Annotated in this window: 16 protein-coding genes; 8 read left to right on the forward strand and 8 right to left on the reverse strand. The window is 71.6% G+C overall.

Translation table 11 applies throughout. The features are described from left to right. Positions 1-33 precede the first annotated feature (33 nt). Entirely contained in the window at positions 34-1,476 is a 1,443-nt protein-coding gene (locus QQM72_RS01310; protein ID WP_314219156.1) for a cation:dicarboxylate symporter family transporter, read from the forward strand. A 157-nt stretch (positions 1,477-1,633) separates the two neighbouring features. Here QQM72_RS01310 and QQM72_RS01315 read toward each other — a convergent pair whose 3' ends face one another. Then, positions 1,634-1,933 carry an aldo/keto reductase gene (locus QQM72_RS01315; RefSeq protein WP_314218919.1) on the reverse strand — a complete coding sequence of 100 codons (300 nt, stop codon included), beginning with the start codon at positions 1,931-1,933 and terminating at the stop codon, positions 1,634-1,636. Position 1,934: 1 nt separating this feature from the next. Next, positions 1,935-2,930 carry an NAD-dependent epimerase/dehydratase family protein gene (locus QQM72_RS01320; RefSeq protein WP_314218920.1) on the reverse strand — a complete coding sequence of 332 codons (996 nt, stop codon included), beginning with the start codon at positions 2,928-2,930 and terminating at the stop codon, positions 1,935-1,937. Between the two features lie 117 nt (positions 2,931-3,047). Between QQM72_RS01320 and QQM72_RS01325 the strand changes: the two genes are divergently transcribed. The 4 genes from QQM72_RS01325 to QQM72_RS01340 all read left to right on the forward strand — a co-directional run bounded on the left by QQM72_RS01325 (position 3,048) and on the right by QQM72_RS01340 (position 6,706). Further along, positions 3,048-3,491: an Lrp/AsnC family transcriptional regulator gene (locus tag QQM72_RS01325; protein WP_314218921.1), complete on the forward strand. Its 444-nt coding sequence runs from the start codon at positions 3,048-3,050 to the stop codon at positions 3,489-3,491. Positions 3,492-3,520: 29 nt separating this feature from the next. Next, positions 3,521-3,949: a MerR family transcriptional regulator gene (locus QQM72_RS01330; protein WP_314218922.1), complete on the forward strand. Its 429-nt coding sequence runs from the start codon at positions 3,521-3,523 to the stop codon at positions 3,947-3,949. Continuing rightward, positions 3,946-4,278: a thioredoxin family protein gene (locus QQM72_RS01335; RefSeq protein ID WP_314218923.1), complete on the forward strand. Its 333-nt coding sequence runs from the start codon at positions 3,946-3,948 to the stop codon at positions 4,276-4,278. Before QQM72_RS01330 ends, QQM72_RS01335 begins: the two co-directional genes overlap by 4 nt. Positions 4,279-4,423: 145 nt before the next feature. Next, the gene (locus tag QQM72_RS01340) at positions 4,424-6,706 is read left to right on the forward strand and encodes a HelD family protein (RefSeq protein ID WP_314218924.1); all 2,283 of its coding nucleotides are present in this window, start codon (positions 4,424-4,426) and stop codon (positions 6,704-6,706) included. A 214-nt stretch (positions 6,707-6,920) separates the two neighbouring features. Here the strand turns inward: QQM72_RS01340 and glgB are convergent, their stop codons facing one another. The 5 genes from glgB to QQM72_RS01365 form a co-directional block, all read right to left on the reverse strand. After that, a complete protein-coding gene (glgB, locus tag QQM72_RS01345; protein WP_399075723.1) occupies positions 6,921-9,167 on the reverse strand; it encodes a 1,4-alpha-glucan branching enzyme in 2,247 nt (748 codons plus the stop codon). Positions 9,168-9,513: 346 nt separating this feature from the next. Next, complete coding sequence (locus QQM72_RS01350) at positions 9,514-10,893, reverse strand: maltokinase N-terminal cap-like domain-containing protein (RefSeq protein WP_314218925.1); 1,380 nt, start codon at positions 10,891-10,893, stop codon at positions 9,514-9,516. Positions 10,894-11,004: 111 nt separating this feature from the next. Then, positions 11,005-12,723: a maltose alpha-D-glucosyltransferase gene (gene treS, locus QQM72_RS01355; RefSeq protein ID WP_314218926.1), complete on the reverse strand. Its 1,719-nt coding sequence runs from the start codon at positions 12,721-12,723 to the stop codon at positions 11,005-11,007. Further along, complete coding sequence (locus tag QQM72_RS01360; protein WP_314218927.1) at positions 12,720-14,894, reverse strand: alpha-1,4-glucan--maltose-1-phosphate maltosyltransferase; 2,175 nt, start codon at positions 14,892-14,894, stop codon at positions 12,720-12,722. The genes treS and QQM72_RS01360 overlap by 4 nt, the downstream gene beginning before the upstream one ends. A 191-nt stretch (positions 14,895-15,085) precedes the next feature. After that, positions 15,086-16,297: a S8 family peptidase gene (locus QQM72_RS01365; RefSeq protein ID WP_314218928.1), complete on the reverse strand. Its 1,212-nt coding sequence runs from the start codon at positions 16,295-16,297 to the stop codon at positions 15,086-15,088. A gap of 279 nt (positions 16,298-16,576) precedes the next feature. Between QQM72_RS01365 and QQM72_RS01370 the strand changes: the two genes are divergently transcribed. After that, positions 16,577-19,201: a glycosyltransferase family 1 protein gene (locus tag QQM72_RS01370; protein ID WP_314218929.1), complete on the forward strand. Its 2,625-nt coding sequence runs from the start codon at positions 16,577-16,579 to the stop codon at positions 19,199-19,201. Between the two features lie 61 nt (positions 19,202-19,262). Here QQM72_RS01370 and QQM72_RS01375 read toward each other — a convergent pair whose 3' ends face one another. After that, positions 19,263-19,544, reverse strand: coding sequence for a hypothetical protein (locus QQM72_RS01375; protein WP_314218930.1), 282 nt, complete (start codon positions 19,542-19,544; stop codon positions 19,263-19,265). 245 nt (positions 19,545-19,789) lie between these two features. Here QQM72_RS01375 and QQM72_RS01380 point away from each other — a divergent pair, with 245 nt between their 5' ends. Both QQM72_RS01380 and QQM72_RS01385 read left to right on the forward strand, forming a co-directional pair. Then, positions 19,790-21,250, forward strand: a complete 1,461-nt coding sequence (locus QQM72_RS01380; RefSeq protein ID WP_314218931.1) for a hypothetical protein — start codon at positions 19,790-19,792, stop codon at positions 21,248-21,250. A gap of 103 nt (positions 21,251-21,353) precedes the next feature. Continuing rightward, positions 21,354-22,640, forward strand: a complete 1,287-nt coding sequence (locus QQM72_RS01385) for an AAA family ATPase (protein ID WP_314219158.1) — start codon at positions 21,354-21,356, stop codon at positions 22,638-22,640. Positions 22,641-22,699: the final 59 nt, after the last annotated feature.

The following is a 22,699-nucleotide window of genomic DNA, read 5'->3' on the forward strand; positions in this document are numbered from 1 at the left end:
CCATAAACCCCGGACGTGAGCCGCACGCCGGTGATGCCGACGAAGACGTCAAGGAGGGCAGCCGTGGCCGCCAGCAGCACCCCCGATACGGCACCTGCCGCACCCGCGGTCAAGCGGGACCGCACCCACTACCTGTACATCGCGGTGATCGTCGCGGTCGCCATCGGCATCGCCGTGGGTCTCGCGGCCCCCGACTTCGCCGTGGAGCTGAAGCCCATCGGGACCGGCTTCGTGAACCTGATCAAGATGATGATCTCGCCGATCATCTTCTGCACGATCGTGCTGGGCATCGGGTCCGTACGGAAGGCCGCCAAGGTCGGCGCCGTCGGCGGAATCGCCCTCGGCTACTTCATGGTCATGTCGCTGGTCGCCCTCGGTATCGGCCTCGTCGTCGGCAACATCCTGGAGCCGGGCACGGGCCTCGCCATCACGGACGCCGTGAAGGAGACCGGGCAGGCGCAGGTCTCGCCGGAGGCCAAGGACACCACCGAGTTCCTGCTCGGCATCATCCCCACCACGATCGTCTCCGCCTTCACCGAGGGCGAGGTCCTCCAGACCCTCCTCATCGCCCTGCTCTGCGGCTTCGCGCTCCAGGCCATGGGCAAGGCCGGCCAGCCGGTGCTGCGCGGTGTCGAGCACATCCAGCGCCTGGTCTTCCGCGTCCTGGCGATGGTGATGTGGGCCGCTCCGGTCGGTGCCTTCGGCGCCATGGCCGCGGTCGTCGGCTCGTCGGGCGTGGACGCGCTCAAGAGCCTCGCCGTGCTGATGCTCGGCTTCTACGCCACCTGTTTCCTCTTCGTCTTCATCGTGCTCGGCGCGCTGCTGAAGATCGTCTCGGGTCTGAACATCCTCGCCCTGTTCAAGTACCTGGCCCGGGAGTTCCTGCTGATCCTGTCCACCTCCTCGTCCGAGTCCGCGCTGCCGCGGCTCATCGCGAAGATGGAGCACCTGGGTGTCAGCAAGCCCGTCGTCGGCATCACCGTCCCGACCGGCTACTCCTTCAACCTCGACGGCACCATGATCTACATGACCATGGCGTCCCTGTTCATCGCCGATGCCATGGGCACGCCGATGTCGCTCGGTGAGCAGATCCCGCTGCTGCTCTTCCTGTTCGTCGCCTCCAAGGGCGCGGCCGGTGTCACCGGCGCCGGCATGGCGACGCTGGCCGGCGGTCTCCAGTCGCACAAGCCCGCCCTGGTGGACGGCATCGGCCTCATCGTCGGCATCGACCGCTTCATGAGCGAGGCCCGCGCCCTCACCAACTTCGCGGGCAACGCCGTCGCCACCGTCCTGATCGGTACCTGGACGAAGGAGATCGACAAGGAGCGCGTCCAGGTGGTGCTCGCCGGCGGACTGCCCTTCGACGAGAAGACCCTGCTCGACGACGGGGACGGCGACGGGGACGGCGTCGCGACCGCCCCGGTGGACGTGCCCGAGCAGCGCGAGGGCGGCGAGAAGGAACTCGCCAAGGCCTAGGCCTCCCGACTCCGGGTGTCCGGCTCCGCCTGAACCGGAGCCGGACACCCGGGCCACCACCCCACCCTCTCCGGGCGGCCGAGCACTCCCCCGTGGCCCGGCCGCCCGGTCTCCCCTCCCCGGGCCTCCCTGCAGGCCCTCCCCCGGCAACGCCCCGCTACGCGGGGCGTTGCCGTTGGCGTTGGCGTCGCACCGACTCGTCCAGGCGGGTCGGCCGGTCCTCGGTCAGGGTCAGGCCGGCTGCCGCCGCCGAGTCGCGTATCGACCGGGGGCGGCTCGCGCCCGGGACGGGGATCACCGTGGGGGAGCGGGTCAGGAGCCAGGCGGGGCAGAGCTGCCGGGGGCTGACACCCAGCTCGAGGGCCGGCTCGTGGAAGGCGCCGAGGGCGTCGGCGGGCCGCTCGGCGGGCCCGTCGAGGGAGCTGCGGGAGACGCCGCCCAGGGTGCGGGGACGCACGTCAGTCCACCTTCCCCAGGGTCTCGTCGGCCGCGCGCCGCAGCCATTGCCGTACGTTGCCGAAGGTGAACCCGAGCCGGGTGGCGCGGGTGTTGTCCATGCCGTAGAAGCGGCGGAAGGAGAGCGGGGACACCTCACCGACCTCGACCTCCCGGAACACCGCCCGGCCGGCGGGGACGTGCTCGGACACCGCCTCGCACAGGTCGTGCGTGGTCAGCGTCCCGTGCGAGGCCGCGTTGACCGGGCCGGTGAAGTCCTGGCCCACCGTCCAGAACAGGAAGTCGGCGATCTCCTCGACATGGATGTACGTCGCCGGACGGTTCACCGGCGGCACGGCGATCGGCTCACCCGCGCGGATGCGGGAGGCGTAGTGCTCCAGCCGTCCCGTGAAGTCGTCGTCCCCGCCCAGCACATGGGCGACGCGGACGGCCACATGGGGGAACGCCGGCTCCGCCGCGAACACCGCCTCCGCCTGCCGCTTGCCCTCGCCGTAGTGGGAGTCGAGGAACTCCGTTTTGTCCCAGGGGAGTTCGAGGTCGACCCGGACGCCCAGCGGATCGACGTCCTGCTCCCGCACGAAGGCGACGGAGTCCTCGTACTCGTACACCTCGACCGTCGACGTCAGCACATGGCGCCGGGTGCGGCCGGCGAAGACCCGGCGGGCGATCGCCGCCTGCCGCGGGGTGTAGCAGACCTGGTCGACGACGACGTCGAAGGTGCGTGGACCGAGCGCCGAGTCCAGCGCGTTCTCGTCGTCGCGGTCGGCGATCAGGTGGGTAGCGCCCGGAGGCGGCGCGGACGAACCGCGATTCAGTACCGTCACCCGGTCCCCGGCGGCCAGCAGGCGCGCGATCAGTCGCTTTCCGAAATAGCGGTTTCCGCCGATGACCAATACCTCACGGGCATTTCCCTGCCGGGCCGCCACGTCCTCGGCCGCTGCTATTCCGGCCGCCGCCCCTGTGGCCGCCACCTCCCGGGCCTTTACCTCCTGCGTCATTTCCATGACCATGATTCTCCTGGCGTACACGCCCGTCCTGAAGGGGTAACCATGGGAGTTCCGGTCGTCGCACCGAAAGAACCTCGGCATTCACGGGCCGCCGCCGACGGAACATCGGTGGCCTTCGACGCGCTGGACCGGCGGATCCTGGAACTGCTCCAGACCGACGGCCGGATCAAGCTCAGCGAGCTGGGCCGCCGGGTGCGGCTGAGTCCGGCGGCGGTGACGGAACGGGTGCGGCGGCTGGAGGCCGCGGGCGTCATCAGCGGTTACGGCGCACACGTCAGCCCCGCCCGGCTCGGCTACGGCATCCAGGCGTTCGTCCGGGTCGACCCGCACGGCGGCTACACCCTGAAGCACCCCAGGACCCTCGAGCTGATCGAGCGCCCCGAGATCACCGAGGTCCACCACGTGGTGGGGGAGGACTGCTGGATCCTCAAGGTCGCCGTCCGCGACACCGTCCACCTGGAGGGCGTTCTCGAGGCCGTCTCCGCCCTCGGGCGCACGACGACGTCGATCGTGCTCACCTCGCCGGTCGAGCGGAAACCGCTCTTGCCTTGACGTGGGCGTCAAGCCTTACGTTCGTAGGCATGCGCATCGGCGAGCTGGCCGCACGGGCCGGGACCACCACCCGGACGCTGCGGTACTACGAGTCGCGCGGGCTGCTGCCCGCGCGGCGCGGCGACAACGGGTACCGGACGTACGACGAGGGTGATCTGCGGCTGTTGCGGCAGATCAGGACGCTCCAGGACTTCGGGTTCGACCTGGAGGAGACCCGGCCCTTCGTGGAGTGCCTGCGGGCCGGGCACCCGGAGGGCGACTCGTGCCCGGCGTCGCTCGCGGTCTACCGGCGCAAGCTCGACGAGCTCGACGCGCTCATCGGGGAGCTGCGGGCGGTGCGGGAGACGGTCGCCGGGCAGCTCGTGCGGGCCGAGCTGGCGCGCGACGAGCTGGCCGCCGAGGCGGGGGTTCCGGGGGGTCCGGAGCCCGAGTGCGAACTGGGAGGGCGGGAACGGTGATCAAGGCGGACGGGGTGGCCGAGGTGACGGACGCGGATTTCGGGGCGGAGGTGCTGGGGGCGGACCTGCCGGTGCTGGTGGAGTTCACCGCCGACTGGTGTCCGCCGTGCCGGCAGATGGGGCCGGTGCTCACCGCGCTCGCCGCGGAGGAGGGCGAGCGGCTGAAGGTGGTGCAGTTGGACGTGGACACCAACCCGGAGACCACCCACGCGTACCGGGTGCTGTCGATGCCGACCTTCATGGTGTTCCGGGCCGGTGAGCCCGTGAAGTCGATGGTGGGCGCCCGGCCCAAGCGCCGGCTGCTGGCGGAGCTGGACGAGGTCCTGTGAGCGCGCGGTGAACTGACCGGGCGGGAGGCTCCGCAGCACAGAGAAATCCCCCGAGCAATTGCGCTCGGGGGATTTCTCTGCGTATATTCGATGGTTCGCGACTTGACGTGAATGAAGTCGCAAAGAAGCTCAGTGAGCACAGTATATGCGGGCGGGAGTGGAATTGTCAAACGCCGACTTTCCGGACAGTGAATTGCGCTGCGAGCAGGAATTCATCGACGACCTGTACGCGCGCGTGGACGCGCTGCGCGGCGACACCGAGGGCGCCGTCACCGACGCGCTGGCCCAGGGCAACACACCCATGCAGGCCCGGCTCGAGCGGGACATCCTCGTCGCCGAGCGCTCCGGACTGCTCGCCGCGCTGAACGCGGTGGACGGCTCCCTCTGCTTCGGCCGCATCGACCTCACCTCCGGCACCAACCACCACATCGGACGCATCGGCCTGCGTGCCGAGGACACCGAGCGCACCCCGGTCCTCATCGACTGGCGCGCCGACGTCGCCCGCCCCTTCTACCTGGCCACCGGTCACACCCCGATGGGGCTGCGCAGGCGCCGGCACCTCACCACCGAGGGCCGCCGGGTCACCGCCCTGCACGACGAGATCCTCGACATCGGCGACGCCACCCGCACCGGCCACGAGGACCCGACCGGCGACGCCGTGCTGCTCGCCGCGATCGACTCCGCGCGCACCGGCCGGATGAGCGACATCGTGCAGACCATCCAGGCCGAGCAGGACGAGATCATCCGGGCGCCCCACCGGGGGGTCCTGGTGGTGGAGGGCGGCCCCGGCACCGGCAAGACGGCCGTCGCCCTGCACCGCGCCGCCTTTCTCCTCTACGAACACCGGGAACTGCTCGCCAAGCGGGCCGTCCTGATCGTCGGCCCCAACCCCGCCTTCCTCGGCTACATCGGCGAGGTGCTGCCCTCGCTGGGCGAGACCGGTGTGCTGCTGGCGACGGTCGGCGAACTCTTCCCCGGCGTGAAGGCGACGGCGACCGACACCCGGGCGGCGGCGGCCGTGAAGGGCCGCGCCGACATGGCGGACGTGCTCGCCGACGTCGTACGCGACTGGCAGGCACTGCCCGATCCGGTGATCGCGATCGGGCACGACCGCGAGATCCTGATGCTGGACGACGGTCTGGTGAACATGGCCCGCGAGCGCACCCGGGCCGCCCGGCTGCCGCACAACGCGGCCCGCGAGATCTTCGAGGGCCACATCCTCAACACGCTCACCGACATGGTCTCCGAGCGCATCGGCACGGATCCCTACGACGGCTCCAACCTGCTCGACCCGAGCGACATCACCCAGATCCGCGACGAGCTCGCCGACAACCCCGAGGTCTGGGCCGCCATCGACCAGCTGTGGCCGCGGCTGACCCCGCAGCGCCTGGTCGCCGACTTCCTCGCGGACCCCGTGGGCTACGTCTCCGACGACGACGCGGCCGCCATCCGCCGCCCGGCGAACCGGGCCTGGACCGTGGCCGACGTACCGTTGCTCGACGAGGCGGCCGAACTGCTCGGCGAGGACGACCGGGTGGCGCGGGCCCGCGCGGACCGCGAGCGGGAGACCCAGGTCGCCTACGCGCAGGGCGTCCTGGACGTCTCGTACGCCTCCCGCACCTACGAGTTCGAGGACAAGGACGAGGAGGACTCCGAGGTCCTGTCCGCGCACGACATCATCGACGCCGAACGCTTCGCCGAACGCCACGAGGAGGACGACCACCGCAGCGCCGCCGAACGCGCCGCCGCCGACCGCACCTGGGCGTTCGGGCACATCATCGTCGACGAGGCGCAGGAGTTGTCGCCGATGGCCTGGCGGCTGCTGATGCGACGCAGCCCCACCCGCTCGATGACCCTGGTCGGCGACCCGGCGCAGACCGCCGAGGCGGCCGGTGTCGGTTCCTGGTCCGAGATCCTCCAGCCGTATGTCGAGGACCGCTGGGAGCACACCCGGCTCGGCGTCAACTACCGCACCCCGGCAGAGATCATGGACGTGGCCGCGGCGGTGGTCCGCGCGGAGCACCCCGGCTTCGAGCCGCCCAGTTCGGTGCGGTCGACCGGTGTACGGCCGTGGGCGCGCGCCACCGACGACCTCCCCGGCGCGGTCGCCAAGGCGGTCGGCGAACTCACTCCCGCCGAGGGCCGGCTCGCCGTCATCGCCCCGCGCGACCTGCACCGGAAGCTGGCGGCCCGGCTGGAAGGGGTGACCGCGGGCGCCGAGCCCGACCTGACCCGGAGCGTCGTTCTGCTCGACCCGCGCCAGTCCAAGGGCCTGGAGTTCGACTCCGTGCTGGTGGTGGAGCCTTCCCGGTACGGCACCAGCGACCTGTACGTGGCGCTGACCCGGGCGACGCAGCGGCTGGGGGTGCTGCACAGCAGGACCCTCCCGAAGGCGCTGGCAGCGGCCCTCGGGGAACCTCCGGCGTAACGCGGGACCGGCACGGCGGACGGTCGCGCCGCGATCACTTCGGTGCGCGGCCGGTGGCGGTGAGCGTGTACGGGCGGTGCGGTGAGCGCGTGCGGGCGGTGCGGTGAGCGCGTGCGGGCGGGGACCCCCGCCCGCACACCGACGCACCGCCCGGCAGCCGGCCGACGGATTCACCCCGGCTCGTCGCCCCCGGGTCGTCACCCCGGGGCAGGGCTCAGGCGGGCCGCAGCCACACCGTCGCCAGCGGCGGCAGCGTCAGCCGGACGCTCGCCGGCCGGCCGTGATGCCCCTGCGGCTCCGGCTTGACGGGGTCGGGATGGGCGACACCGCTGCCGCCGTAGCCGACCGCGTCGGTGTTGAGGACCTCGTGCCAGGCCGGGACGTCGTCGGGTGCGCCGAGCCGGTAGTCGTGGCGGACGACCGGGGAGAAGTTGGAGACGGACAGCAGCGGGGAGCCCTCGGCGTCGTACCGCAGGAAGGCGAAGACGTTGTCCTCGGCCGCGTCCCCGACCACCCACTGGAAACCGGCGGGGTCGGTGTCCTGCTGCCAGAGGGCCGGCACCGCGCGGTAGACGCCGTTCAGGTCGCGGACCAGGTCCCTGACACCCCGGTGGTCGGCCTCGGCGCCGTACGCCGGATCCAGCAGCCACCAGTCGGGGCCGTGGGCCTCGGACCACTCCGCGCCCTGGGCGAACTCCTGTCCCATGAAGAGGAGTTGCTTGCCCGGGTGGGCCCACATGAACGCCAGGTACGCCCGCAGCGCGGCGCGCTGCTGCCACCAGTCACCGGGCATCTTCGACACCAGCGAGCGCTTCCCGTGCACCACCTCGTCGTGGGAGAGGGGCAGCACGTAGTTCTCGCTGTAGGCGTACACCATCGAGAAGGTCATCTCGTGGTGGTGGTACCTGCGGTGCACCGGCTCGTGGCTCATGTACTCCAGCGAGTCGTGCATCCAGCCCATGTTCCACTTCAGCCCGAATCCCAGACCGCCGAAGCCGCTCGGACCCGCGTGGTGCGTGGCCCGCGTGACACCGTCCCAGGCCGTGGACTCCTCCGCGATCGTGACGACCCCGGGGCTGCGGCGGTACACCGTCGCGTTCATCTCCTGGAGGAACGCCACCGCGTCCAGGTTCTCCCGGCCCCCGTGCTCGTTCGGGGTCCACTGACCCGGCTCGCGCGAGTAGTCGAGATACAGCATCGAGGCGACGGCGTCCACGCGCAGCCCGTCGATGTGGAACTCCTCGCACCAGTAGACCGCGTTGGCCACCAGGAAGTTGCGCACCTCGCGCCGCCCGAAGTCGAACTCCAGCGTCCCCCAGTCGGGATGCGCGGCGCGCAGCGGGTCCTCGTGCTCGTAGAGCGGACGCCCGTCGAACTCCGCGAGGGCCCACTCGTCGCGCGGGAAGTGCGCAGGCACCCAGTCCATCAGGACACCGATGCCGGCCCGGTGCAGCGCGTCCACCAGGTACCTGAAGTCGTCGGGGGTGCCGAGCCGGGCGGTGGGCGCGTAGAAACCGGTGACCTGGTAGCCCCACGAACCGCCGAAGGGATGCTCGGCGACCGGCATCAGCTCGACATGCGTGAAGCCGAGGTCCCGGACGTACGCGGGCAGCTGGTCGGCCAGTTGCCGGTACGTGAGCCCCGGTCGCCAGGAGGCCAGATGGAGCTCGTAGACGGAGAACGGGGCCTCGTGCACGGGTATCCCGGCCCGCCGGGCCAGCCACTCCTCGTCGCCCCACTCGTAGTGCGAGGCGTGCACGACCGACGAGGTCGCCGGCGGCACCTCGGTGCGCCGCGCCATCGGGTCGGCCCGCAGGGTGTGGGAGCCGTCGGGGCGGGTGATGTCGAACTTGTACAGCTCGCCCTCGCCGATCCCGGGCACGAACAGCTCCCAGACCCCGGACGAGCCCAGCGACCGCATCGGGTACCCCGTGCCGTCCCAGAAGTTGAAGGTGCCGGCCAGCCGCACCCCGCGCGCGTTCGGCGCCCACACGGAGAAGGCGGTGCCGCTCACACCCTGGTGGGTCGTCGGACGCGCGCCCAGCGCCGTCCACAACTGCTCGTGCCGGCCCTCGCCGATCAGGTGCAGGTCGAGGTCGCCCAGTGTGGGCAGGAAACGGTAGGCGTCCTCGGTCTCCACGGTGGTGCTCTCGTAGGTCACCAGGAGCCGGTGGACCGGGGCCTCGGTCAGAGGCAGCAGGCCGGAGAAGAAGCCGTCGCCGTCGTCGTGTAGTTCGGCGCGCAGGTCGCCCGACAGCACCGTGACGGACCGCGCGTAGGGGCGCAGCGCCCGGAAGACGATCCCGCCGGGCACCGGATGCGCGCCCAGCACGGAGTGCGGGTCGTGATGGGTGCCGTGCAGCAGGCGTTCACGGTCTGCGGGGCCGATGGCGGGGTCGACGGCGGGCTCCACGACGACGGTCGGGGAGGGGCCGGCGCCGGCATCGGGGGAGGCGTCCACGGGCAGCCTCACCGGTGCCTTCGCGGCGACCTCCTCGGCTGCCGCTGCCGGCTCTGCAGCATCGGGGGAGGCGTCCACGGGGAGCTTCACCGGTGCCTTCGCGGCGACCTCCTCGGCTGCCGCTGCCGCTTCGGCCGCCGGCTCTGCCCTTGTCGCTGCGGCCGCCGGCTCCGTCGCCGCCGCTGCCGACGTCTCCTCGGCCGTGGCCTTCTTGCGCGTCGCCTTCCCGGCCGCCGTCTTCTTGTCCGTCGTCTTCTTCCTCGCCGCCTTGTCGGCCGCCGCCTTCTTGGTCACCGCTTTCTTCGCGGTGGCCTTCTTCTTCGGGGGAGTCACGTACGGAGCCTCCTCAAGGCAGGTCGGGTGCGGCGAGGCGGTGTATCGCGGAAAGGGGTACGGGGAGCCAGTCGGGGCGATGCCGTGCCTCGTAGACCACCTCGTAGACCGCCTTGTCCGTCTCGTGGGCCCGCAGCAGCACGGGGTCGGTGCGCGGATCGACGCCCGCCACCTCGGCGTACCCGGAACAGTAGGCCGCCCGGCAGGCGTGTGCCCAGGCCGGGGCGGGCGGATCCGCCGAGTGGGCCGCGTAGTCGAAGGAGCGCAGCATGCCCGCCACGTCCCGCACGGGCGGCTGGGGCATCCGCCGCTCGGCCAGCGGCCTGGCGGGCTCCCCCTCGAAGTCGATCAGCGACCACTGCCCGCAGGGCGAGCGCAGACACTGCCCGAGGTGCAGATCGCCGTGGACGCGCTGGGCGGTCCAGGTGTGACCCTCGGCCGCGAGGTCGGCCAGCGCGGTGAAGGCGGTGCGCAGGGCCGGCGCGTACGGGCGCAGCGCGGGCACCGCCTGCGCGGCGGCGTCGAGCCGCCCGGTCATGCCGTCCACCATCGGCCGTATCTGCGCCTGCCCCAGGGTCGCCGTGGGCAGCGCCCGCGCCAGCGCCCCGTGCACCTCGGCGGTGGCCCGCCCCAGCGCCCGCGCCTCCGTGGCGAAGTCCTCGCCCTTGGCCAGTTCCCGCAGCGCCAGCTCCCAGCCGTCCGCCGCACCCTGCACATACGGCTGGAGCACGGCCAGGACGTACGGATCGCCCTCGCCCTCACCCGGGTCCCCGTACATCCACGCGGTCGGCGCGGGCACCCGGGGGCAGCCCTCGCGGGCCAGCGCCAGCGGCAGCTCCAGGTCGGGGTTGACGCCCGGCACGACCCGGCGCAACAGCTTCAGAATGAACGTATCTCCATAGATGACGGACGAGTTCGACTGCTCGCCGGTCAGCCGGCGCGGGACCAGCCCGGACCGGATCTCCTGCCCGGGATCCCGCTCGCAGCGCAGCCCGCCGATCCGGGCCCCGGTGCGCAGCGCCTCCAGCAGTACCTCGGCGGGCCGGGTGTCGTACAGGGCGTCGAACACGGTCCGCCCGGCCAGCGGACCCTGGGTCACATGGCCGATCAGCGAGGGCGCCAGCCGGGGCGGCAGGGCCTCGCGTGCGCCGATCAGGAGCTGGTAGCAGTCGCCGGGCACCGCCGGCTGATGGGCGCGTACCAGCAGGTGGTACAGCCCGAGTCTGGTGTGGGCCGGCAGCAGCTCGGTGGCCGCCACCAGCGAGAACCCGGTGACCGGACGGCCCTTGCCGGCGAACCAGCGCTGCCGGGGCAGCCACTCCCGCAGCAAGGGGTCCAGCGAAGCGAGGAGGCCGGGGTCGGTCCGACCGGAAAGTGTGACAGTCGCCGCCATAGGTGTCACATTCCTTTCCCCGGGTGTCGGGGTCGGGGCGTTACTGATGCGTGCCCCGGGCGGGGCGGGGGAAACCGCCCCGCCCGGGGTTCGAGGCCGCGGAAACGGCCTCTAGGCCGCGTCCCTGCGCAGCCTGAACCAGTAGAAGCCGTGGCCCGCCATGGTGAGCAGGTACGGCAGGTCACCGACCGCCGGGAAACGCACCCCGCCGAACAGCTCCACCGGGTACCGCCCCTTGAACCGGCTCAGGTCCAGTTCCGTGGGCTGCGCGAACCGCGAGAAGTTGTGCACGCACAGCACCAGGTCGTCCTCTCCCTCCTTGGTCAGGGGGGCCTCGCGCAGGAAGGCGAGGACGGCCGGGTTGGAGGACTGGAGTTCGGTGTAGGTCCCGAGGCCGAAGGCGGGGTTCTGCTTGCGGATCTCGATCATGCGCCGGGTCCAGTGCAGCAGCGAGGAGGGCGACGACATCGACGCCTCGACGTTGGTGACCTGGTACCCGTAGACGGGATCCATGATGGTCGGCAGAACGAGCCTTCCGGGGTCACAGGACGAAAAACCTGCGTTGCGATCGGGTGTCCACTGCATGGGGGTGCGGACGGCGTCGCGGTCGCCGAGCCAGATGTTGTCGCCCATGCCGATCTCGTCGCCGTAGTAGAGGATCGGCGAGCCGGGCAGGGAGAGCAGCAGGGCGGTGAAGAGTTCGATCTGGTTGCGGTCGTTGTCGAGGAGGGGTGCGAGCCGGCGGCGGATGCCGATGTTGGCGCGCATACGCGGGTCTTTGGCGTATTCCGCGTACATGTAGTCGCGTTCCTCGTCGGTGACCATTTCGAGGGTGAGCTCGTCGTGGTTGCGCAGGAAGATGCCCCACTGGCAGCGGGAGGGGATCGCGGGGGTCTTGGCGAGGATTTCCGAGACCGGGTAGCGGGATTCCCTGCGGACGGCCATGAAGATGCGGGGCATGACGGGGAAGTGGAACGCCATGTGGCATTCGTCGCCGCCGGAGGCGTAGTCGCCGAAGTAGTCGACGACGTCCTCGGGCCACTGGTTGGCCTCGGCGAGGATCACCGTGTCCGGGTAGTGGGCGTCGATCTCCTTGCGGACCCGTTTGAGGAACTCGTGCGTGGCCGGCAGGTTCTCGCAGTTCGTGCCCTCCTCGGCGTACAGGTAGGGCACGGCGTCGAGGCGGAAGCCGTCGATGCCCAGGTCCAGCCAGAACCGCAGCGCGGAGATCATCTCCTCCTGCACGGCCGGGTTCTCGTAGTTGAGGTCCGGCTGGTGGGAGAAGAAGCGGTGGAAGAAGTACTGCTTGCGGACGGGGTCGAAGGTCCAGTTGGAGACTTCGGTGTCGACGAAGATGATGCGGGCGTCGCCGTACTGTTTGTCGTCGTCGGCCCACATGTAGTAGTCGCCGTAGGGGCCTTCGGGGTCTTTCCTCGATTCCTGGAACCACGGGTGCTGGTCGCTGGTGTGGTTCATCACGAAGTCGATGATGACGCGCATGCCGCGTTGGTGGGCGGCGTCGACGAATTCGACGAAGTCGGCGAGGTCGCCGAACTCGGGGAGGACGGCGGTGTAGTCGGACACGTCGTATCCGCCGTCGCGCAGGGGCGATTTGAAGAAGGGCGGCAGCCAGAGGCAGTCGACTCCCAGCCATTGCAGGTAGTCGAGTTTGGCGGTGATGCCTTTGAGGTCGCCGACGCCGTCGCCGTTGCTGTCCTGGAAGGAGCGGACGAGGACCTCGTAGAACACGGCGCGTTTGAACCACTCGGGGTCGCGGTCCTTGGCGGGAGTGTCCTCGAAGGTGTCCGGAACGGGCTCGTTGACGATCATGGTGTGGGTGACCCTCCGATCTGCGGGTTGGACGGTCGCAGGACGGTGAGTACGTGCGCGGGCCGGGTGCCCGGTTCGAGGCGCACGTAGTTGGCCCTGCCCCAGTGGTAGGTCTCGCCGGTGAGCTCGTCGCGCACCGCCACCGACTCGTGCCAGTCCAGGCCGAGTTGCGGCATGTCCAACGAGACCGTCGCCTCCTGGGTGTGGTGGGGGTCGAGGTTGACGACCACCAGAACCGTGTTCGAACCGCTCTTCTTCGAGTTCCTCTTCGAGTAGGCGATCACCGCTTCCTTGTCGGTCGGATGGAAGTGGAGATCGCGGAGTTGGTGCAGGGCCGGGTTCGCCCGCCGGATCTCGTTGAGCCGGGTGAGCAGCGGGGCGAGGCTGGTGCCCGCCTGTTCGGCGGCTGCCCAGTCACGGGGTTTGAGCTGGTATTTCTCCGAGTCGAGGTACTCCTCGCCGCCCTCGCGCAGAGGAGTGCTCTCGCAGAGTTCGTAGCCGCTGTAGACGCCCCAGGTCGGTGAGAGGGTGGCGGCGAGGACGGCGCGGATCTCGAAGGCGGGGCGGCCGCCGTGCTGAAGGTAGGCGGGCAGGATGTCGGGGGTGTTGGCGAAGAAGTTGGGCCGCATGTAGGAGGCGGCGTCCCCCGAGAGTTCGGTGAGGTACTCCGTCAGTTCCTGCTTGGTGTTGCGCCAGGTGAAGTAGGTGTACGACTGCTGGAAGCCGATCTGGCCGAGGGTGTGCATCATCGCGGGGCGGGTGAAGGCCTCGGCGAGGAAGATCACGTCGGGGTCGGTGCGGTTGATGTCCGCGATGACCCGCTCCCAGAACACGACCGGCTTGGTGTGCGGGTTGTCGACCCGGAAGATCCGCACCCCGTACGACATCCAGTGCCGCAGGACCCGCACCGTCTCGGCGACCAGACCGTCCAGGTCGGCGTCGAAGGCGATCGGGTAGATGTCCTGGTACTTCTTCGGCGGGTTCTCGGCGTAGGCGATGGTGCCGTCCGGGCGGTGGTGGAACCACTCGGGGTGCTTGTGCACCCAGGGGTGGTCGGGGGAGCACTGGAGGGCGAAGTCGAGGGCGATCTCCAGGCCCAGCTCACCGGCCCGCTCCACGAACCGGGCGAAGTCCTCCGGCGTGCCCAGCTCCGGGTGGACGGCGTCGTGACCGCCCTCAGGCGAGCCGATCGCCCAGGGCACGCCGACGTCGTCCGGGCCGGGGTCGAGCGTGTTGTTGCGGCCCTTGCGGAAGGTCGTGCCGATGGGGTGGATCGGCGGGAGGTAGACGACGTCGAAGCCCATCGCGGCGATGGCGGGGAGCCTGCGCGCGGCGGTGCGGAAGGTGCCGTGCGGGCGCTCGGCGGTCCCCTCCGAGCGCGGGAAGAACTCGTACCAGGCGCCGTACAGGGCGCGTTCGCGCTCGACCAGCAGCGGCAACGGCTCGGACGCCGTGACCAGTTCCCGCAGCGGATACCGGCCGAGCACGGCGTCGACCTGCGGCGTCAGCGCCGCCGCCAGCCGGGAGACGGCCGGGCGGGTCTCGTCGCGCAGTGCCTCGGCCGCCGCCAGCACCACGGTGCGGTCAGGGGCCTCCGGCACTGCGCCGGCCGCCCGTTCGTACAGCCGCGCGCCCTCTTCGAGGACCAGCTCGGTGTCCATCCCCGCGGGGATCTTGATGCGGGCGTGGTGCCGCCAGGTGGCGACCGGGTCGCTCCAGGCCTCCACGCTGTACGTCCAGCGGCCCGTCGCGTCCGGCGTGACGTCCGCGCCCCAGCGGTCGGTGCCCGGGGCGAGTTCACGCATCGGCGTCCAGGGGCCCGGGTTGCCGTCCGGATCCCGCAGCACGACGTTGGCGGCTACGGCGTCGTGGCCTTCCCGGAACACGGTCGCCGAGATCTCGAACGTCTCACCCGTGACCGCCTTGGCGGGCCGGCGACCCCGCTGGACGAACGGGCGGACGTCCAGGACGGGTATGCGCCCGACGGCGGTGGTGTCGCCGCCCGAGGAGGGTCGCTCCGGGGCCGGCGGGCCGGGTGCGGGCGTGAGCGCCGGGACGGCGGTGTCCTTCCCGGCGTTGCCCGCGCCGTCGGTGCTCTTGCCGCTCTTGCCGCTCTTGTCGTTCTTGGTGCGAGGCGTCGGGGGTGATGACGGGTGGTGCCTTGCTGGCATGACCGCTCCTGTCCGCATCAACGGGGGGTAGGCGGATGGATGTGGTGGGGAGGGGGTCCTGCGGGGGAGTACCGGAGGAGCCTTCCACCCTATGCGGGTGAGCAATCCGGCACGTTGTTAACTCCCCGCGCGTTTGTCAACGCACAAGACCGGCCCCGTTCGAGGGGAACGGAGCCGGCCTCGGCGCCCCGTCAGGTGAACGGTGGAACCTGGAGGATTTTGTTCGGCGAACCGGTCCCCCGGCCGGAAACCTTGCCGTTCGCCGCCCCCTCGACCAGTGCCCGCGCCACCTGAGCGGGCGTGGCCTTCGGGTGGTCGGCGAGATGGAGCGCGGCCGCCCCCGCCGCGTGCGGCGCCGCCATCGACGTACCGGAGCGGGTCACCCGGCCGGTGTCGCTCGTGGCCGAGGCGGAGGTGATCGACACTCCCGGCGCGAACAGGTCCAGAGCCGAACCGTAGTTGGAGAAGCCCGCCCTGGCGTCCCCCCGGTCGGTGGCGCCGACGGTGATGGCCTCCCGCACGCCGGCCGGGGAGTACAGGGCGGCCGGCTGTCCCACGTTGCCCGCGGCGACGGTGTAGGTGACACCGGACCGGATGGAGGCGCGGACGGCCGCGTCCAGCGCCGCGTTGTAGCCGCCGCCCAGGCTGAGATTGGCGACCGCGGGCCGGTGCGCGTGCCGGGTGACCCAGTCGACGCCCGCGATGGCCTGCGCGGTCGTGCCCGCACCGGCGTTGTCGAGCACCCGTACCGCGACGACCCTGGCCTTCTTGGCGACGCCGAGACGCGTGCCCGCGACGGTGCCGGCGACATGCGTGCCGTGGCCGTTGCCGTCGGCGGCGACCCGGTCACCTCCGACGAAGTCCCAGCCGTGGCTCGCCCGGCCGCCGAAGTCGCTGTGCGTGATCCGGATGCCGGTGTCGATCACGTACACCGTGACCCCGGCACCCGCCGACTTCGGCCAGTTGTAGCTGTTGTCCAGCGTCCGGCCCGGCTGGTCGACGCGGTCCAGGCCCCAGGACGGCGGATTCTTCGCGACCCCGGCCGCATCCAGGGTCACCCGCGTGTCCTGGACCACCGAGGCCACCCGCGGATCGGCCGCGAGGCGCCGGGCCTGTCTCTCGTCGGCCTCGACGGCGAACCCGTTGAGGACCGTGCCGTAGGTCCGGCTGACGGTCGCCCCGTACGAACCGGCGAGACCGCGCCCGGCCTTCGACGCCGCGTCCGTGTCCCCCTTCAGCGTGACCAGATAACTTCCGCCGACGGAACCGGGCAGACCGGCGCCGAGTATCTTCCCCTCCGGTGCGGCGTGCGCGGGCGGGGCGACGGCCGAAAGGACCACGGTCGTGACGACCGCGGTCAGGCCCCCCACCCGGCGCAGACGCCGCCTTCGCGTCCGTGCCATGGTTCGAGTTCCCCTCCTCGACTCGGCGCACGACGGCTCCGCCGACCGATCCGACTTCGCCGGGTACGCCACTGGGCAGCCTCTCGTGCGGGGCGAAGGGCCACAAGGTGGCCTACCGGGACGAAACAGGGTTTCGGCCCGTTGTCGCGGGTCGGGCCGAAAAGCGAGGGTCCGCGGGCGGCCAGCCCCCAGCGAGGCCCGTGTCGGCGCCGGTACCTTCGTAGACGACGTGGACGCACACCGCCGTGCGTCTCTTCCTCACGCACGCCGAGGTGGAATGTGAAGGCGATCCGTCGATTCACCGTCCGACCCCTCCTCCCCGAACCCCTGCGGCCACTCAGCGATCTGGCCCGCAACCTGCGCTGGTCCTGGCACGCGGAGACCCGCGACCTCTTCCAGTCCGTCGACCCCGAGCGCTGGGCCGTCTCCGACGGCGATCCGGTGCGACTCCTAGGCGGCGTGCGCCCGGCACGTCTCATCGAGCTCGCCGGGGACCGCCGTTTCCTGCGCAGGCTGAGTGCCGCCGCCGACGACCTGCACGACTACATGACCGGCGACCGCTGGTACCAGGCGCAGCCCCCCACCGCCGGGCTGCCCGCCGCCGTCGCCTACTTCTCACCCGAGTTCGGCGTCACGGCCGCGCTGCCCCAGTACTCCGGCGGTCTCGGCATCCTGGCCGGCGACCATCTGAAGGCGGCCAGCGACCTGGGCGTCCCGCTGATCGGCGTGGGGCTGCTCTACCGGCACGGCTACTTCCGCCAGACGCTCTCCCGGGACGGCTGGCAGCAGGAGCACTATCCGGTCCTCGACCCCAACGAACTGCCGGTGACCCTGCTGAAGGAGGACGACGGCACCCCCGCGCGGATCTCGCTCGCCCTCCCCGCCGGCAAACAACTGCACGCCCGGGTCTGGCTGGCCCGGGTCGGCCGGGTCCCGCTCCTCATGCTCGACTCGGACGTCGAGGAGAACGACCTCGGCGAACGCGGGGTGACCGACCGGCTCTACGGCGGTGGCAGCGAGCACCGGTTGCTCCAGGAGATGCTGCTGGGCATAGGAGGTGTCCGGGCGGTACGCACGTACTGCCGGCTGACCGGCCACGCCCCGCCCGAGGTCTTCCACACCAACGAGGGCCACGCGGGCTTCCTCGGCCTGGAACGGATCGCCGAACTCGCCGACTCCGGGTCGGACTTCGACTCCGCCCTCGAAGCCGTCCGGGCAGGCACCGTCTTCACCACCCACACCCCCGTCCCGGCGGGCATCGACCGCTTCGACCGTGAGCTGGTCGCCCGCCACTTCGGCCCCCAGGCCGAGCTCCCGCGCATGGACGTCGACCGCATCCTGCGGCTGGGCATGGAGACCTACCCGGGCGGCGAGCCGAACCTGTTCAACATGGCCGTGATGGGCCTGCGGCTGGCGCAGCGCGCGAACGGCGTGTCCCTGCTGCACGGCCAGGTGAGCAGGGAGATGTTCTCCGGCCTGTGGCCCGGCTTCGACCCGGAGGAGGTGCCGATCACCTCCGTCACCAACGGTGTGCACGCGCCGACCTGGGTGGCCCCGGAGGTCCTGCGGCTCGGCGCCCGCCAGGTCGGGTCCGGGCGGGCCGAGGACGCCCTGAGCGTCGGCGGCTCCGACCGCTGGGACGCCGTCGCCGGCATCCCCGACCAGGACATCTGGGAGCTGCGCCGCGAACTGCGCGAACAGCTGGTGGTGGAGGTACGGGAGCGGCTGCGCGCCTCCTGGCGCCAACGCGGCGCGGGCACGGCCGAGTTGGGCTGGATCGACGGCGTCCTGGACCCGGACGTCCTCACCATCGGCTTCGCGCGCAGGGTCCCCTCGTACAAGCGCCTGACGCTGATGCTGCGGGACCGCGACCGGCTGATGGACCTGCTGCTGCACGCGGAGCGGCCGATCCAGATCGTCGTCGCGGGCAAGGCGCACCCCGCGGACGACGGCGGCAAACGGCTGGTCCAGGAACTGGTCCGGTTCGCCGACGACCCCCGCGTCCGGCACCGTCTCGTCTTCCTGCCCGACTACGGCATGGCGATGGCGCAGAAGCTGTACCCGGGATGCGACATCTGGCTCAACAACCCGCTGCGGCCCCTGGAGGCCTGCGGCACGTCCGGCATGAAGGCGGCGCTCAACGGCTGTCTCAACCTCTCCGTCCTGGACGGCTGGTGGGACGAGTGGTTCCAGCCCGACTTCGGCTGGGCGATCCCCACCGCCGACGGCGTCGGCACCGACCCCGACCACCGCGACGACATCGAGGCGGCGGCCCTCTACGACCTCCTCGAACAGCGCATCACCCCCCGCTTCTACGAACGCGGCCAGGCGGGCCTGCCCGACCGCTGGATCGAGATGGTCCGCCAGACCCTCACCCTGCTCGGCCCGAAGGTGCTGGCGGGACGCATGGTCCGCGAGTACGTCGAACGCCTCTACACGCCGGCCGCCCACGCGCACCGGACGATGACGCCCGACACCGCGCGCGAACTCGCCCTCTGGAAGAAGCGGGTGCGCTCGGCCTGGCACGCGGTGCAGGTGGACCATGTCGAGACGTCGGTGGCCACCACCACCGCCGAACTCGGCACGACCCTCGCGCTACGGGTCCGCGTCGGCCTCGGCGACCTCACCCCCGACGACGTGGAGGTGCAGGCCGTCTCGGGCCGGGTCGACGAGGAGGACCGCATCACGGACGCGACGACGGTCCCCCTGAAACCGTCCGGCGGCCCGGACCTGGACGGCCGCTGGCTCTACGAGGGCCCCCTGTCCCTGGACCGCACCGGACCCTACGGCTACACGGTCCGCATCCTCCCTGCCCACCGACTTTTGGCCTCCGGGGCGGAACTGGGCCTGGTGGAAACACCGTCGGAGGACGCGGTCGAGGGGGCGGGGGTCGTGTTGCGGTAGCCGCCCGTTCGAGGCGCCGGCGGGGGGACGCCGGCGCCTCGAACGGTGTCGCCACGATCCGTCAGTCGGTGGTGAGGGTCCCCGTGACGCGCGTGAGAGTCGCCGGTGCGGTGCTGGACAGATCGGTGAAGAGATCGGTCGTGACCGTCCGGCCTTCGGAGACGGCCCACAGGTCGGGTGTGCCGTCGCCGTTGGCATCGGCGGCTTGGAGGCTCAGGTCGGCTCCGGTGTTCCACCCGGTGGCGACCGGGTATGCGGTGTAGGTGAGGTCGCCGGTCTCGAGGTCTGCGGCCAGGTCCTCCCACAGGTCGAGCTCACCGGTGGACTTGTTCCACAGGAACATCGCGGTACTGCTTCCGCCGTCCCGGGTGGGCAACTGCGTGGTGGCGACGGTCCAGTCGGCCGGTCGGGGGAGACCTGTCAGGGGTCGGGGTGGGGAAACCGCTGTGGTTCGAGGTCGGTCGGCCGCGCTGACGGGGCGCGGAGAATTTCCGGTGGGCAGTTCGCCGCCGGCGGGCTATGCTCCCCGGCGATGACTACTTCTTCTGTAGACAGATCGGGGGCCCCGTCCGCGCAAGGTGAGTGCTGATGCTCACTCGGATCGCGAACGAGGATTCCCGACTTTCCTTCTGGCTGCGCGTGCGCGAGTTCGCCGTGCCGGCCTCCATGATCGAGACCGCGACCGCCCGTCGCCGCGTAGGGGACTGGGCCGGGGCATGCGCCGCCGCGGGTATCGACGTCGATCTCGACCTACGTGCCGTGGCACGGACCCACGGTCGCGCATTCGTGTCCCGGCTTCGGGCCGATCTCCGTCACCTGGCTCCTGACCTGCTGCGATGGCACATGCCCAGGGTCGCTCCTGACGGGTTGCTGCGGCCGGGGGTGACCATCTCCCTGGCCCGGTACGACGCCGATGTCGGCGTCGGGGGGCGGGACGACACCCGGTGGCCCGTGCACCTTGTGGTGCGGACTCCGCCCGCCTGGGCGGATGCCGGGCAGCGGGTCGGTCTCGCGCTGTGGGACGCGTCCGGCTCGCCGGCGGGCGACCGCCGGCATCCACATCCGCGTCCCGACCGGCGGTTCCGTCTCGACCTGCACCGCCACCTGTGGGACGCGCGCAGAGCGGGTGAGCTGCGGGTCCGGTGCGGAGCCGATCGACCGCCGGGAGGCGACCCGCCCGCCCTGGACCCGTCCGTGCCGGACCCGCCCGCGTCTGACACGCCCGCGTCGGACACGGAACTGCCGTTGCCCGGCTGTGCCGTGGACCGGTGGGCGGCCGAGGCGGGGATCGTGCTGCGGGCGGAGGGCCGGACCACCGGTTCCGTCCTGGTGCGCCTCGGGTCCGGGCGGCGGCTGGTCCTGGATCGGGCCGAGGAGGGCGAACTGCGCGACGCGCGGCCTGTCCTGCGCGGTGCGACGGGCTGTGTCTCCGCGCTGCCGGTACTGCCCGACGCGGCGACCTGGGTGCTGCCCGACCTGGAGCTGATCCGTACGGGGGCGATCGAGGCCGAGCGACTGCATCCGCTGGTCGCCTCGGCGCTCGTGCCGGACCACGTCGTGCCGGAGCACCTCGGAACGGAGTACGCGGCGCCCGTACCGGGCCGGCATTCCGACCTGGCGGGACGGGCCAGGCTCGTGGAGTGCCGGGGGGCGACGCACCGGATCGGCCTGGTCGAGGGGGTACTGGCTCCGCTGGACCACGACCCGGCCGAGATCCGGCGCGAGGAGCTGTTGGCCTCGCTCACCGGCACTCCGCTGCCCTGTCTCCAGGCGATCGACCGGGCGCACCGGCGTCCGGACTGTCTCGTCGGCGTGCGCGAACGCCTCGTCCACGGTGATGTCGCCGGTGCGCTGGCCGTCGTGGAGGGGCTGCTGGGCCCGGAAGCGGTCCTGCGCGACGGCGCGCTGAGGGACGAACTGGAGGCGGCCGCGAAGGCGCGGATCACCTACGGACTGTTCAGGGCCGGCCTGATCGGCCCGGGGCCCGGCCAGGACCGCCGCCGTCCCGGCCATATGCGCGCGCACCCACGCCACGGCGTTCCTCGCTGACCTCCCTCTTCTCGTTCCGCCAACTCCTGCGAACTCCTGCGAACTTCTGCGCACTCCGGCCTACTTCTACGAACCCCAAAGGTGATCACCCATGCCCACACCCATGCCCACGCGCACCCTCCTCGCCACTCCGCCCCCCTCCGTCCCGACCCCTTCCGTCCCGGCTTCCGCCTCCCAACTCGACGTGGCGGGTGAGCTGTTGGCCCTGTTGCGCGACTCCACCACCGAACCGCGCCCCGACAGCCAGTTGGAGGCACTCACCCTGGCCGTGGCCGCCGACCTCCCCGTGCTGCTGTGGGGCGAGCCGGGGATCGGCAAGACCGCCGCGCTGACCCAGCTCGCAAAGGCGCTGGACCTGCCGCTGACCACGGTGATCGCCAGCGTGCACGAGCCGTCCGACTTCTCCGGGCTGCCCATCGTCGGGGACGATCCGGCGGAACAGGGCGTCCCGATGGCCCCGCCGGACTGGGCGGTGCGCCTGGTGCGGGCCGGCCGGGGGCTGCTGTTCCTCGACGAGCTGTCCACCGCGCCGCCGGCCGTGCAGGCCGCCCTGCTCAGGCTCGTACTGGAGCGCCGGATCGGCACGCTGACCCTGCCGCCCGGGGTACGGATCGTGGCCGCCGCCAACCCGCGGGGCTCGGCCGCCGACGGCTGGGAACTGAGCCCGCCGCTGGCCAACCGGTTCGTCCACCTCCAGTGGACCCACGACCATGAGGTCGTCGTCCGCGGACTCGGTGGGACCTGGCCCCGGGCGACCCTGCCCCGGCTCGACCCGGCGAAGCTGCCGGAGGCCGTGCACCTCGCTCGGCGCGCGGTGTGCGGACTGCTCGCCGCCCGGCCCAAGCTCGTGCACCAGCTGCCCAGCAGTGAAGCGCGCCGGGGCGGCGCCTGGCCGTCGCCGCGCAGCTGGGACATGACCCTGACCCTGATCGCCTTCGCGAGCGCGGCCGGCTCCTCCCGCGACGTACTCTCGCTGCTGGTCAGGGGCACGGTCGGCGACGGTCCGGGACTGGAACTGCTGGCGAGCCTGGACCGGATGGACCTCCCGGACCCCGAGACACTGCTCGCCGACCCGGCGGGCGCCGACCTGCCGGAGCGGGGCGATCTGCGCCAGGCCGTGCTGGACGGTGTCGTGGCGGCGGTCCGTACCCGCCCCGACAGGTCCCGCTGGGACGCGGCGTGGGCGCTCCTCGTACGGGCGTTGGAGACCGGCGCACCGGATCTGGTGGTCGTCCCCGCGACGACGCTCGCCTCCCTGCGCCGGGAGGACTGGGACGTACCGGAGTCGATCGAGAAGCTGGCGGGAGTGGTGACGCTGTCCCGGCGGGCGGACCGGGCGGCGGATCGCGCGACGGCGCGGATCACGGCCGCCGCGAAGGCGGGCCGATGAGCCCGGACGAACTGTTGAGCCCGGACGAACTGTTCAGCCCGGACGAACTGTTGAGCCCG

Source organism: Streptomyces zaehneri, assembly GCF_032248645.1.
In the GTDB taxonomy this organism is placed as follows: Bacteria; Actinomycetota; Actinomycetes; order Streptomycetales; family Streptomycetaceae; genus Streptomyces; species Streptomyces coriariae.

Coding starts and splice junctions, on each gene's coding strand:
- QQM72_RS01340 (WP_314218924.1), top strand. CDS start 4,424: ATGCGGGCGGGAGTGGAATTGTCAAACGCCGACTTTCCGGACAGTGAA.
- QQM72_RS01320 (WP_314218920.1), bottom strand. CDS start 2,930: ATGACGCAGGAGGTAAAGGCCCGGGAGGTGGCGGCCACAGGGGCGGCG.
- QQM72_RS01385 (WP_314219158.1), top strand. CDS start 21,354: ATGCCCACGCGCACCCTCCTCGCCACTCCGCCCCCCTCCGTCCCGACC.
- QQM72_RS01310 (WP_314219156.1), top strand. CDS start 34: ATGCCGACGAAGACGTCAAGGAGGGCAGCCGTGGCCGCCAGCAGCACC.
- QQM72_RS01380 (WP_314218931.1), top strand. CDS start 19,790: ATGCTCACTCGGATCGCGAACGAGGATTCCCGACTTTCCTTCTGGCTG.
- QQM72_RS01360 (WP_314218927.1), bottom strand. CDS start 14,894: ATGCCAGCAAGGCACCACCCGTCATCACCCCCGACGCCTCGCACCAAG.
- QQM72_RS01330 (WP_314218922.1), top strand. CDS start 3,521: ATGCGCATCGGCGAGCTGGCCGCACGGGCCGGGACCACCACCCGGACG.
- QQM72_RS01350 (WP_314218925.1), bottom strand. CDS start 10,893: ATGGCGGCGACTGTCACACTTTCCGGTCGGACCGACCCCGGCCTCCTC.
- QQM72_RS01375 (WP_314218930.1), bottom strand. CDS start 19,544: ATGTTCCTGTGGAACAAGTCCACCGGTGAGCTCGACCTGTGGGAGGAC.
- treS (WP_314218926.1), bottom strand. CDS start 12,723: ATGATCGTCAACGAGCCCGTTCCGGACACCTTCGAGGACACTCCCGCC.
- QQM72_RS01365 (WP_314218928.1), bottom strand. CDS start 16,297: ATGGCACGGACGCGAAGGCGGCGTCTGCGCCGGGTGGGGGGCCTGACC.